Source organism: Polynucleobacter sp. Adler-ghost, from assembly GCF_018688495.1.
Lineage (GTDB): Bacteria > Pseudomonadota > Gammaproteobacteria > Burkholderiales > Burkholderiaceae > Polynucleobacter.
In genome coordinates, this window is sequence record NZ_CP061320.1 from 1,817,834 (window position 1) to 1,830,051 (window position 12,218).

At 46.1% G+C, this 12,218-nt stretch carries 11 protein-coding genes; 8 read left to right on the forward strand and 3 right to left on the reverse strand.

Going from position 1 to position 12,218, the window contains the following annotated elements:
- The first annotated feature begins 26 nt into the window (after positions 1-26).
- Entirely contained in the window at positions 27-641 is a 615-nt protein-coding gene (locus tag ICV89_RS09415; protein WP_215308398.1) for a glutathione S-transferase N-terminal domain-containing protein, read from the forward strand.
- Between the two features lie 24 nt (positions 642-665).
- On the opposite strand, the gene mnmA is transcribed toward ICV89_RS09415, so the two are convergent.
- Positions 666-1,781 carry a tRNA 2-thiouridine(34) synthase MnmA gene (gene mnmA / locus ICV89_RS09420; protein ID WP_215310389.1) on the reverse strand — a complete coding sequence of 372 codons (1,116 nt, stop codon included), beginning with the start codon at positions 1,779-1,781 and terminating at the stop codon, positions 666-668.
- 173 nt (positions 1,782-1,954) lie between these two features.
- On the opposite strand from mnmA, the gene ICV89_RS09425 reads away from it, so the two are divergent.
- The 4 genes from ICV89_RS09425 to ICV89_RS09440 all read left to right on the forward strand — a co-directional run bounded on the left by ICV89_RS09425 (position 1,955) and on the right by ICV89_RS09440 (position 5,924).
- The gene (locus ICV89_RS09425) at positions 1,955-3,085 is read left to right on the forward strand and encodes a Re/Si-specific NAD(P)(+) transhydrogenase subunit alpha (protein WP_215308399.1); all 1,131 of its coding nucleotides are present in this window, start codon (positions 1,955-1,957) and stop codon (positions 3,083-3,085) included.
- A 24-nt stretch (positions 3,086-3,109) separates the two neighbouring features.
- On the forward strand, positions 3,110-3,448 hold the full coding sequence (locus tag ICV89_RS09430; protein ID WP_215305241.1) for a proton-translocating transhydrogenase family protein: 339 nt from the start codon (positions 3,110-3,112) through the stop codon (positions 3,446-3,448).
- Positions 3,449-3,482: 34 nt separating this feature from the next.
- Positions 3,483-4,850 carry an NAD(P)(+) transhydrogenase (Re/Si-specific) subunit beta gene (locus ICV89_RS09435; protein WP_215308400.1) on the forward strand — a complete coding sequence of 456 codons (1,368 nt, stop codon included), beginning with the start codon at positions 3,483-3,485 and terminating at the stop codon, positions 4,848-4,850.
- A 108-nt stretch (positions 4,851-4,958) separates the two neighbouring features.
- Positions 4,959-5,924 carry a tripartite tricarboxylate transporter substrate binding protein gene (locus ICV89_RS09440; protein ID WP_215308401.1) on the forward strand — a complete coding sequence of 322 codons (966 nt, stop codon included), beginning with the start codon at positions 4,959-4,961 and terminating at the stop codon, positions 5,922-5,924.
- 86 nt (positions 5,925-6,010) lie between these two features.
- Here ICV89_RS09440 and groL read toward each other — a convergent pair whose 3' ends face one another.
- The gene (groL, locus tag ICV89_RS09445; RefSeq protein WP_215308402.1) at positions 6,011-7,663 is read right to left on the reverse strand and encodes a chaperonin GroEL; all 1,653 of its coding nucleotides are present in this window, start codon (positions 7,661-7,663) and stop codon (positions 6,011-6,013) included.
- A gap of 26 nt (positions 7,664-7,689) precedes the next feature.
- Positions 7,690-7,980, reverse strand: coding sequence for a co-chaperone GroES (locus ICV89_RS09450; RefSeq protein WP_215308403.1), 291 nt, complete (start codon positions 7,978-7,980; stop codon positions 7,690-7,692).
- 318 nt (positions 7,981-8,298) lie between these two features.
- On the opposite strand from ICV89_RS09450, the gene ICV89_RS09455 reads away from it, so the two are divergent.
- The 3 genes from ICV89_RS09455 to ICV89_RS09465 are packed head-to-tail and all read left to right on the forward strand — an operon-like array spanning position 8,299 to position 12,183.
- Positions 8,299-9,126: a diguanylate phosphodiesterase gene (locus ICV89_RS09455; RefSeq protein WP_215308404.1), complete on the forward strand. Its 828-nt coding sequence runs from the start codon at positions 8,299-8,301 to the stop codon at positions 9,124-9,126.
- Positions 9,126-9,749 (forward strand): response regulator transcription factor, encoded by a 624-nt coding sequence (locus ICV89_RS09460; protein ID WP_046330786.1) that lies wholly within the window; start codon positions 9,126-9,128, stop codon positions 9,747-9,749. Before ICV89_RS09455 ends, ICV89_RS09460 begins: the two co-directional genes overlap by 1 nt.
- Before the next feature lie 7 nt (positions 9,750-9,756).
- Positions 9,757-12,183, forward strand: a complete 2,427-nt coding sequence (locus tag ICV89_RS09465) for a response regulator (RefSeq protein WP_215308405.1) — start codon at positions 9,757-9,759, stop codon at positions 12,181-12,183.
- The last annotated feature ends 35 nt before the right edge of the window (positions 12,184-12,218 follow it).

The following is a 12,218-nucleotide window of genomic DNA, read 5'->3' on the forward strand; positions in this document are numbered from 1 at the left end:
TTGATTGAGATCGCTATACTAAGGACATGAAACTCATCGGATCCCTCACTAGCCCTTACGTACGTAAGGTACGCATTGTTTTTTTAGAAAAAAAGGTGGATTTAGACCTCGAACTAGAGAATGTCTGGGCTGCAGACACCAAAATAGCCCTCAACAACCCCTTAGGCAAAGTGCCTTGTCTTGTTTTAGATGACGGTGAGGTCATCTACGATTCGCGGGTGATTGCTGAGTACGCAGATACATTGAGCCCGGTGGGCAAACTGATCCCGACAGGTAGTCGTGAACGCGCTACTGTCAAAACTTGGGAAACCTTGGCTGACGGGGTGGCAGATGCAGGAATTTTGGCTCGTTTAGAGGCGACCTTACGTCCACCTGAGCAGCAGAGCCCCGCTTGGGTTGAGCGTCAAATGGGTAAGATGAATACCTCTCTTGCCCAAATGTCCCGTGTATTAGGTGAAAACGCCTGGTGCCACGGCAACCAGATGACTTTGGCTGACATTGCTGTTGGCTGCGCTTTGGGTTACCTGCTGTTCCGCTTCCCCAATATCGCTTGGCAAGCGCAATATCCTAATTTAGATGCCCTATATCAAAAGTTGATGCAAAGGCCTTCCTTCGCAGAAACAGCGCCCCCAGCCGCCTAAATCAGGGCGCTAGAGCTGGAAGCCTTAGGCGGAAATAATGCCGCCGCCCAAGCAAATATCTCCGTCGTACAAAACGGCAGACTGGCCTGGAGTAACGGCCCATTGGGCCTCTGGAAAGGCCAATTCAAAACTCAAAGGTCCCGCAGCTCCAGTAGCAAGCGTGCATAGTGAGTCTGCTTGGCGATAGCGGGTTTTTGCAGAGTACTGCCCCGGAGTAGGTGCAACTCCAGCAATCCAACTAGCATCAATTGTAGAAAGCTGATTGGCCAGTAGCCATGGATGATCATGGCCCTGGGCGACGTATAGGGTGTTATTGGCCACATCCTTACGAGCGACGTACCATGCATCACCATTGCCGTCCTGGCTGCCACCCAAACCAATGCCCTTGCGCTGCCCTAGGGTGAAAAAGGCAAGACCCATATGCTCCCCCACTGTTTTACCTTCTGGGGTTTTAATGGGGCCAGGAGCACGTGGTAAGTAGCGGTTTAAGAATTCGCGGAAGGGGCGCTCACCAATAAAGCAAATCCCTGTGGAGTCTTTTTTGGCGGCATTATGCAAGCCGATTTGTTCGGCAATCTTACGTACCTCCGTCTTTGGAATCTCCCCCAAAGGAAAAAGTACATTTGCCAATTGACTTTGGGTTAAGCGATGTAAGAAATAACTTTGGTCTTTACTGGCATCCAATGCCTTTAATAGCTGAACACGGCCATCCTCATGACGAACCCGTGCATAGTGACCTGTTGCAATGGCATCTGCACCCAAACTGATGGCGTGATCCAAAAAGGCTTTAAATTTAATTTCTGCATTGCACAATACATCCGGGTTGGGCGTCCTGCCGGCAGCATATTCACGCAAAAACTCCGCAAAAACACGCTCACGGTACTCAGCGGCAAAATTAACAGCCTCGACATCAATCCCAATGAGGTCGGCTACAGAAACTACATCTAGCCAATCCTGACGTGCAGAGCAATATTCGTCGCTATCATCATCCTCCCAGTTTTTCATGAAAAGGCCAATCACTTCATAGCCTTGCTGCTTGAGCATCCAAGCTGCAACAGACGAATCTACCCCTCCAGACATCCCAACCACGACTTTGGAGGGTTTTGAAGCAGGTATTGCGACAGAATTGAGGGAGATCATCAAAAAATGCGAGAATTCGTTATCAGCTAAAAACCCATTGTAGAAGTCTTGCTCCAAATTTACGAGATTTGTGGCAAAACCAAATAAATGGCATTAAGGGAAATAGATAGGTAGATTTTCGCCTAACTAACTAAAATAGATTTTTTTGAAAAATTTGCTTTTGGAGACATGCCATGCGCATAGGAGTACCGCTGGAAATCAGACTCGGGGAGACTCGAGTTGCCGCCACACCGGAAACCGTTAAGAAACTGATTGGTCAAGGCCATACAGTTGTTATTCAAAAAGATGCGGGTCTTACAGCCAGCCAGCCTGATTCCGCCTATGAAGCTGTTGGCGCCACGATTGGTAGCGCAGCAGATGCATTAAGTGCAGAGATCGTTCTAAAGGTGCGTGCACCTGAAGCGGCAGAGCTCAAACAAATTCAATCTGGCAGCGTGCTCATTGGCATGCTCGATCCATTTGATAATAATAATATCGCCGCGATGGCTGCCCAAGGCGTAACTGCATTCTCATTAGAGGCTGCACCACGTACTACTCGTGCACAAAGCATGGATGTCTTATCTTCGCAAGCCAACATCGCAGGCTATAAAGCAGTGATGGTTGCCGCCAATGAGTATCAGCGCTTTATGCCTATGCTCATGACTGCAGCCGGAACCGTTAAAGCAGCACGCGTACTGATCTTGGGCGCTGGTGTTGCTGGCCTCCAAGCCATTGCAACTGCAAAGCGTTTAGGTGCCGTCATTGAGGCATCTGACGTGCGCCCTGCTGCCAAGGAACAAATTGAATCTCTTGGCGCCAAGTTTGTTGACGTTCCTTACGAGACAGATGAAGAGCGCGAAATCGCTAAAGGCGTTGGCGGTTATGCGCGCCCTATGCCTGAATCTTGGATGAAGCGTCAAGCAGCATTGGTTGCAGAACGTGCTCAACAAGCTGATATCGTCATCACAACCGCCTTAATTCCCGGTCGTAAGCCACCCGTCTTATTGCACAGCGACACCGTTGCCAATATGAAACCCGGTTCGATCGTGATCGACTTAGCTGCCGGTCGTGGTGACAATGGATCAGGTAACTGCCCATTGACCCAAGAAGACAAGATTGTTGAGAAAAATGGTGTGAAGATTATTGGTTACAGTAATCTCGCCAGTATGGTAGCTGCGGATGCTTCTGCCCTATACGCACGCAACTTGCTCGATTTCATGAAGCTCATCGTTGACCCAGAAGCGAAGTTAGTTATCCCAACCGATGACGACATCGTTACTGCCTGCCTCATGTGTCGTGATGGTCAGGCTATCCGTAAAAACTAATACAGAATATTCAAAGGAAACATCATGGATCTCGCTGCTTTTCAAAGCATCCTCACAGTCCAAAACATCACCGTGTTTGTTTTGGCCATTTTTGTTGGCTATCAAGTAGTTTGGAACGTCACCCCTGCATTACATACTCCACTCATGGCAGTTACCAACGCTATCTCTGGAATCATCATTGTTGGCGCCCTACTTCAAACTGAGGTCATTGGTGGCGATGAGATTACTCTCACTAGCATCATTGGTGCAGTAGCCGTCTTCTTAGCATCAATTAATATTTTTGGTGGCTTTATGGTCACCCGTCGCATGCTTGAAATGTTCAAGAAAAAAGCCCCTAAAGCTGATGCGACTGGAACTAAATAAAAACTAGAACAAGATCTATATAGAGACCACAAACATGTCAAATATAACCGCGATTTCCTACCTCATTTCATCGGTGCTTTTCATCCTCGCCTTGCGTGGATTGTCTTCACCAACTACATCACGTCAAGGCAATACCTTTGGCATGATCGGCATGTTGCTTGCCGTAATCACCACCTTCATGATTCCTGACTTTAAGCCAGTCTTCTCATTGATTATTGGTGCGATTGTTGCTGGTGCAATCATTGGAATACTTGCTGCTAAACGTGTGCAAATGACCAAGATGCCAGAACTCGTAGCGTTGATGCACTCTTTTGTTGGCTTGTCAGCAGTATTGATTGCGATTGCGGCAGTGTTTAATCCAGCCCAAGACCATACTGGCGCGCAAAAGATTGAACTCTTTATCGGTGCATTTATTGGCGCCATCACCTTTACTGCTTCCATTATTGCTTTTGGTAAATTATCTGGCAAAGTCAGTGGTAAATCAGTCACTTTTGCTGGTCAGCACTTGCTCAACCTGATTCTCGCAATTGTCATGGTTGCTGGTGGAGTCATGTACTTCATGACCGGTAGTCACGAAGCATTTTTAGTAATGTGTGCGATTGCTTTGGTATTAGGCGTGACCTTGATCATCCCCATCGGTGGCGCAGATATGCCTGTGGTTGTGTCGATGCTCAACAGTTACTCTGGATGGGCGGCTGCAGGCATTGGCTTCACATTAAACAACCCAGTATTGATTATTGCTGGTGCTTGCGTAGGCTCCTCTGGTGCGATTTTGTCTTACATCATGTGTAAGGCAATGAACCGCTCAATCTTGGCAGTCTTGCTAGGTGGCTTCGGTGCCGAGGCTGCTGCCGGTGGCGCTGATGATGGCGGTCCAAAGAACTACAAAACTGGTTCACCAGAAGATGCTGCCTTCCTCATGGAGAATGCCGACACAGTCGTGATTGTTCCTGGCTACGGCCTCGCAGTTGCCCGTGCTCAGCATGCACTTAAAGAGTTAACAGAAAAACTGACTCATCATGGCGTGACCGTAAAGTATGCGATTCACCCAGTGGCAGGTCGTATGCCCGGTCACATGAACGTACTCTTGGCTGAAGCTGAAGTTCCATACGACCAAGTGTTTGAGATGGAAGACATTAACAGTGATTTTGGTCAGGCTGACGTGGTGCTAGTACTTGGTGCAAACGATGTGGTAAACCCTGCCGCTCGTACGCCAGGTAGTCCAATCTTTGGTATGCCAATTTTGGAAGCCTATAAAGCCAAAACCATTATTGTCAACAAGCGCTCTATGGCAGCAGGTTATGCTGGTCTAGATAACGAACTCTTCTACATGGATAAAACGATGATGGTCTTCGGTGATGCGAAGAAGGTTGTAGAAGACATGGTGAAGTCAGTAAGTTAAATCAAACACTTCTCAATCAAGAACCGCCTTCGGGCGGTTTTTTATTACGTTAAGATATATACGAACGCCCCTAGAGCACTAAAAAATTATATTAATACGAGACGAACAATGAATATTAAAAAACACTTGCTTTTAGTAATGGGTTTAATTTGGATTACATCCGTCCAAGCTCAAAATACCTACCCTAATAGACCGATTCAGATGATCATGCCATTGCAGGCCGGAAGTGGTGTCGATATTTTGATGCGACCCATTGCACAAAAAATGAGTGAGAACTTGGGACAGGTAATTACGATTGAAAACCTTCCTGGTGGCGCCGGTTTAATCGGAGCTAGCAAGGTAGCTCAGGCTAATGCAGAGGGCTATGTACTAGGTGCATTTAATGACAGCATCTTAACAATGCTACCCAATCTGCACAAGAAAATTGACTACGATCCCATTCAAAGTTTTGCTCCAGTCTCCGAAGTAGCTGCAATCACTTTCGTCATGGTAGCAAACCCGTCATTTCCGGGAAACACAGCGGCAGACTTAATTCGGATTGCTAAAGAAAATCCAGGAAAAATTGATTACGCCTCAGGCGGCAATGGCTCACCTCAGCATATTGGTATGGAGATCTTTCGCCAGTATACGGGTGCGCCATTGGTGCATATCCCCTATCGTGGAGCGGCAGCAGCAGTAACCGATGTCATGGCAGGACAGGTGCCTGTGATGATTAGCGCTTTATCTGTTGTCCTTCCACATATTCGATCAGGGAAACTAAAGGTGTTAGGTATCACTAGCAAAATGCGTTCACCTTTGCTACCAAATGCGCCGACTGTGAGCGAGAGTGTTAAAGGTTATGAGTTCTCTACCTGGGGTGCGATTGTCGCCCCCAAGGGTGCAACATCAGCTGTCGTTAGTAAACTCAATGATTCATTGGCTTTAGCGTTAAAAGATCAGAAGTTGCGGGATCAGTTAATACAGCAAGGTTTTGAATTTGTACCTTTAGGACCGGATCATTTAAAAGAAATGATTGCACAAGGCTTAGTGAAGATGAAAAAGGTTATCAAAGATGGCGGTATTCAGCCGGATTAATTTCTAATATACCAATAAAAAACGCCTGGTCTTTTGAACCAGGCGTTTTAGTTTCTACAGCTAGATAGCTGAGGAATCAACAGCAATTACATCATGCCGCCCATGCCACCCATGCCACCCATGCCGCCCATATCAGGCATGCCACCACCAGCGGAATCATCCTTTGGGGCTTCGCTGATTGCGCAATCAGTAGTCAACAATAAGGCCGCAACAGAAGCAGCATTAACCAATGCAGTTTTTGTTACTTTAGTCGGATCGATTACACCTTGAGCTACGAGGTCACCATATTCACCAGTTGCTGCGTTGTAACCGTTATTGCCCTTGCTAGCCAATACTGCATTAACAACTACGCTAGCTTCGTCGCCTGCGTTAGAAACGATGATGCGAATTGGCTCTTCCATTGCACGCAATACGATACTGATACCAGCGTCTTGATCAGGATTATCACCCTTCAAGCCCTTGATACCCTGCATCGCGCGTAATAAAGCAACGCCACCGCCAGGAACAATACCCTCTTCAACTGCTGCACGAGTTGCGTGTAATGCATCGTCAACGCGGTCTTTCTTTTCTTTCATTTCTACTTCAGTAGCAGCACCAACACGAATCACTGCAACACCGCCTGCCAACTTAGCAACGCGCTCTTGCAACTTCTCTTTGTCGTAGTCGCTAGTCGCTTCTTCGATCTGAACACGGATGTTCTTCACACGTGCTTCGATTGCTTTAGCATCGCCAGCACCGTCAATGATGATGGTGTTTTCTTTGCCAATTTCGATACGCTTAGCTTGACCTAAGTGCTCAAGAGTTGTTTTCTCCAGTGTGAGGCCGATTTCCTCAGCAATCACAGTACCGCCAGTCAAAATTGCGATGTCTTCCAACATAGCCTTACGACGGTCACCAAAGCCTGGAGCCTTAACGGCGCAAGTTTTGATGATGCCGCGAATGTTGTTCACGACTAAAGTTGCTAAGGCTTCGCCTTCAACATCTTCTGCAATGATCAACAATGGACGGCCAGACTTTGCTACTTGCTCGAGTACTGGGAGCAAATCACGGATGTTGCTAACTTTCTTGTCAAACAAGAGTACGTATGGGGTTTCTAATACGGCAACTTGCTTTTCAGGTTGGTTAATGAAGTATGGAGACAGATAACCGCGGTCAAACTGCATACCTTCAACTACTTCAAGCTCATCCTCCAATGACTTACCATCTTCAACAGTGATAACGCCTTCTTTACCTACTTTTTCCATTGCCTCAGCAATACGCTGACCAATACTTTGGTCGCTATTAGCCGAGATAGAGCCAACTTGAGCGATTTCTTTAGTAGTTGTGCAAGGCTTGCTAATTTTCTTGAGCTCTTCGAGTGCCGCTGTAACTGCTTTGTCGATACCACGCTTCAAGTCCATTGGATTGTGGCCTGATACTACGTATTTCATGCCTTCGCGAACGATAGACTGAGCCAATACAGTAGCGGTAGTCGTACCGTCGCCAGCGATGTCATTGGTTTTGGAAGCAACTTCCTTCACCATCTGAGCGCCCATGTTCTGGAGCTTGTCTTTAAGTTCGATTTCTTTTGCTACGGATACACCATCTTTGGTGATGATTGGGCCGCCAAATGAACGCTCGATAACTACATTACGACCTTTTGGTCCTAAGGTTACTTTTACTGCGTTAGCAAGAATATTTACGCCTTCTACCATCTTGGTACGGGCGTTATCTCCAAATACAACGTCTTTTGCTGCCATGATTGAATTCCTTTCTTAGGTACTAATTACTTCTGTACAACAGCCATGATGTCTTCTTCGCGCATGACGAGAAGCTCGTCAGTGCCGACCTTAACTGTTTGACCTGCATATTTGCCGAATAACACGCGATCGCCAACTTTGACGTCTGGTGCATTCAACTTACCGCTGTCATCACGTTTGCCCGGGCCAACTGCCAATACTTCGCCTTGATCCGGCTTTTCAGCAGCAGCATCCGGAATGATGATTCCAGAGGCAGTTTTTGATTCTTGATCTAAACGTTTGATGATTACGCGATCATGTAAAGGACGCAGATTCATTCCTTCTCCTATGTTAGTAAGTGTTAACTAATTAAAAAACCAATATAAATCAATGTGTTGCATTCTCTTAACACGCAGAAAACAAGCTTTTCAGCTGAATAAGCCTGTTTTAGCACTCGCGTGTAGGGAGTGCTGATTATATAGGTCTGTTTCTAGGGATTTCAAGGGCAAATTCACCTTAAATTTCAAATGAGCCTCCTGCTCTTTCTATAATGAGGGCAGGCAAGTAGGTAGATTCCTACACACAAATAAGCCTTAAGCCCTTACCCCTCCAATCTGTCCTGCCTAGACTGACTGTTCAATGATTGGAGAATGCTGATGAGCCCGAAATCCCGGCTGTACACGCTTGTAAAGGCTTGGAAGAACAAACCCTTCCAAGAAGTACGCGATGCCTGCGGCCAGCCTTGGCTTGGTCTTAGCGGCGAAGCGCTAGAAGAACACCAATCCTGGTCCCAGCGACAAGCGATTAGTAACGAACCCATCTTTAATAGCCAAGGAACTAAGCTGACGAGCTCTTTATTTAGACCATTACTGACCGCCACCGACACGCAGCTCCTCAGATTATTCATGGAGGGCCTAGACACCATTACGTATTGGTACCGTAGCGGACGCTTCATCCCTGGCATCTTACCGATGCCAGCGCAATATCTAGCATCCAGCAGTTTTGTAGATGCTTTAAGCGACCTCATTCTGAACTCACGACTCCCAGTTGGTCTAGTGAGCCTAGGAATACACAAACTCAAGGATGCTGACTCCATGGAATCTAGCATGGAAGGATTATTGCGTATGCGTCGTCTCGGCGTCCTGATCCATCTTCTGGATTTTTCTGGAGCGCATGCGCAAATCCGCTGGGTAGAGCAGATCGAGCCTGAAGGCATTCATATTGAGATGGGGCAATTTCGAGCTGATGGCTTACCAAGCGAAATGAGTTCCCTTGGCCAGAAATTCCATACCCTAATCTATGCCAGCAACATCACTCTGGTAAAGGATTTAGAAAATGTCATAGCAATGGGAGCACACCATAGCTATGGCGGACTCATGATGCCGCCGGTGAGCCGACATCAAATGCTACACATGAGCGATAGCCGTATCGCTAAGGCCATTTTTTCGCTGCACCCTCATAAAACCCAAAATGGAGACAAGTAATGAGAAAACGCGTGATGTTGGTAGATGACCATCCAGCTATGCTGATGGCATTAAAAAGTATGTTGCAAGATCAATTGCTTTTTGAGATCGCAGGACAGGCGCAGCATGGTGAAGAGTGCCTACGCTCAATCAAAGAAGTCAATCCTAATATGGTCATCTTAGATTTGGATATGCCCAAGACGGATGGTTTTGATGTGATCCGTCGGATTGGCTTGATGCATCCAGAAGTTCGTATTTTGGTGTTGTCTAGCCTAGATGAAGCAGTCTATGGTGGCCGAGTACGGTCCTTGGGTGCACATGGTTTCGTAAATAAGACTGCTGGAGCCGATGTCATTTTGGCTGCCTGCGTTGCCATCTCACAGGGATATACCTTCTTCACACATGGGAAGAATGGCAACACCTCTCTGAGCGACAACGATAAATTGGCATTGATATCTGATCGTGAGCTACAAGTTATGAAGTATCTCGGCAAAGGTAATACTAACCAGCAGATATCTGACCTACTGCACATCAGTAATAAGACAGTAGCAACCTACAAGACTAGAGTCTTTGACAAACTAGGCATTAACAATATTGCTGATTTGATCCTGTTCTGTCGCATGAACAACATCATCGAAAGCTAAGCAGCACATGCATCGATTCATATTGAAAAAAGTATTCACACTCTGCTGTATCTATACAAGTTTGGCGCATGCCGGATCATTTAGCACTTCAGAGCAATCATGGATCGATGCCCATCCAGTGGTGCGATTTAGTATTCACGAAAAATATGCATCCTATCTCAACCCATCCAACCAACAATATGGTGCAGCACCCTTTATGGCGCTTCTGTCAAAAATGGAAGAGTGCACACGACAGCAATATGTGCCGATATGGAGAACATCAGACCCTGAAGGCTTAAAGCAACTCAGAAAAGGTGAAGTGGATTTCATCATCGATCCGCCAAGCATTGACGATCACGTGTTGCAATTTGGATCTCTATCTGAAGCCATCTTTTGGGGTCATGATGCCGTCCTTACTAAGGCCTCAAACAGATTGGATTCAACTTATACCAAGATTGGCTACTTTGATCGAGGCCTTGAAAATTCGCCGTCCGGCGCTGATATCCACAGTGAGACCAAACAAGGGCAATCCCCCACCAGCTTAATTCAATCCCTCATTAAAAATGATATCGAGGCGCTAGTCCTACCCATTCGCTTGGCACAGCAACTGATTCGCGAAACCCAAAATACAGATCTAAAAATTGATGGTTTATATAGTCGCGATCCATTTGCCTATCGCTGGCTTATCTCAGACCATAATGCCCCTCTTCATGATGTACTAAGCCACTTTCTAAATGACTTAGATCCCATGGCATCACGCCAACTTTTTGCATTAGGGGATGAACACAAACCAAAGTCAAATGTACTACCCTGGCTGAGCACCGCTCTCATCCTAATAATTGGTTTAGTGATGTTTTATCAACTCCAAAGAAAATATTTCTATCAAAAGAAAACTGCTCTGGAATTACTACATTCAAAAGAGCTGGCTGAAAAAGCAAATGCTGCGAAGTCTGCATTTTTAGCAACTATGAGCCATGAAATTCGGACACCAATGAATGCCATCTTAGGCGTTCAAGAACTACTGCTTGGTAGCGCACAATTTCCCAAGAAAGATAAGCCGTTATTAAAGAGTGCTCAAGCTTCTGCCGAATCTCTTTTAGGCATGCTCAATCAAGTGTTAGATATTTCCAAGATTGAGGCTGGCAAACTTACTCTCAACCTAGAGCCTTGTAATCCATATCAATTGATTATGGATATTCATGCGGCATTTTCTACAGTAGCTAAGAAACAGAATTTGCTACTCCATACCTCGATTGATCCCAGAATCGCTGAAGTGCTCATGATTGATTCTTTACGTCTGAGACAAGTTCTGCAGAATTTACTGAGCAATGCGATTAAGTTCACCGCCGAAGGTGAGGTGTACTTTTCTATTAGCGTCCTCGCTGATGATCATGCCGGCCAATTACTTGAGTTCAGGGTGATTGATACTGGAATAGGAATGGGAAATGATCAAATCAAATTGGCTCTACAAGCTTTTGAACAATTACCAGCCACACAAGAGTCCTGTCTATCAGAGCAAAAGAGGGGGACGGGCCTTGGGCTCACCATCACTAATCATTTGGTGACTTCCATGAACAGTCATCTTTATTTTGAGAGCGCCCCAGGCTTTGGAAGTAATGTCCACTTTTCAGCAGCCTTTCCTAGAACCAGTGTTGCTGCCGCACAGGCTCCAGGCTTTGATTCTCTCGGGCCATTATCTAAGAACTTCATCTCAAAAAAGCCGGGCAGAAGAAATTCTCATATAAATGCTTTAGTAGTTGAAGATCACCCAGCTAGTCGGCAAATTTTGTCGCTGCAATTAGAAGCGCTTGGTATCAGCGCTTGCGTTTGTGAGAATGCAGTTGCGGCACTCGAATTAATGAAGGAGCGTCATTTTGATCTGATGCTCACAGATCAATCGATGCCCGGAATGCAGGGCTCTGAGTTAGCCAAACAAATCCGATCTCTAGGTAATCGTGATTTGATTATTATTGGCGTCACTGCAGATATTTATGCCCTAGACTCTCGCCATCAATTTTTATCATCCGGTATGAATGGCGTACTCATCAAGCCTTTGAGTTTAGGCGCCCTCGAGAATGAACTTATGCGCTATTTTGACGCCAGCCAAGAGTTAGCCTCCTCTGGTGAGCCCTATTCGTTTGATGCCTTCTCTAATCTCATCAAAAATGATTCCCATCAGATCATAGTGATCCTAGAGGAAATTGAGAAGGTTCACTTAGACGCTCTGAATCAATTGCAATCAGACGGCAAGCAAATCCGCATTGATGAAGTCCATTTTCAAAGTCTAGTTCATAAAGTCAAAGGTGGGGCACAACTACTTCAAGCTACTGAATTTACCCGTGCCTGCGAATCACTTGAAGTGAATGGATCGCTTACCGAGCGCATTGAGAGATTCACCGTCCTTCTAGAAGAGCAAAACCAAACTATTGAGGCCTATAAGAAAAAATATCGATAGCCACGGGCTGGTGAGCGCCAAGGTTTATCCTATGG

Bases quoted from the DNA above. Each gene is read 5' to 3' on its own strand.
- ICV89_RS09460 (WP_046330786.1), top strand. From the start codon at position 9,126: ATGAGAAAACGCGTGATGTTGGTAGATGACCATCCAGCTATGCTGATG.
- ICV89_RS09430 (WP_215305241.1), top strand. From the start codon at position 3,110: ATGGATCTCGCTGCTTTTCAAAGCATCCTCACAGTCCAAAACATCACC.
- ICV89_RS09425 (WP_215308399.1), top strand. From the start codon at position 1,955: ATGCGCATAGGAGTACCGCTGGAAATCAGACTCGGGGAGACTCGAGTT.
- mnmA (WP_215310389.1), bottom strand. From the start codon at position 1,781: ATGATCTCCCTCAATTCTGTCGCAATACCTGCTTCAAAACCCTCCAAA.
- ICV89_RS09415 (WP_215308398.1), top strand. From the start codon at position 27: ATGAAACTCATCGGATCCCTCACTAGCCCTTACGTACGTAAGGTACGC.
- ICV89_RS09440 (WP_215308401.1), top strand. From the start codon at position 4,959: ATGAATATTAAAAAACACTTGCTTTTAGTAATGGGTTTAATTTGGATT.
- ICV89_RS09465 (WP_215308405.1), top strand. From the start codon at position 9,757: ATGCATCGATTCATATTGAAAAAAGTATTCACACTCTGCTGTATCTAT.
- ICV89_RS09450 (WP_215308403.1), bottom strand. From the start codon at position 7,980: ATGAATCTGCGTCCTTTACATGATCGCGTAATCATCAAACGTTTAGAT.
- ICV89_RS09455 (WP_215308404.1), top strand. From the start codon at position 8,299: ATGAGCCCGAAATCCCGGCTGTACACGCTTGTAAAGGCTTGGAAGAAC.
- groL (WP_215308402.1), bottom strand. From the start codon at position 7,663: ATGGCAGCAAAAGACGTTGTATTTGGAGATAACGCCCGTACCAAGATG.
- ICV89_RS09435 (WP_215308400.1), top strand. From the start codon at position 3,483: ATGTCAAATATAACCGCGATTTCCTACCTCATTTCATCGGTGCTTTTC.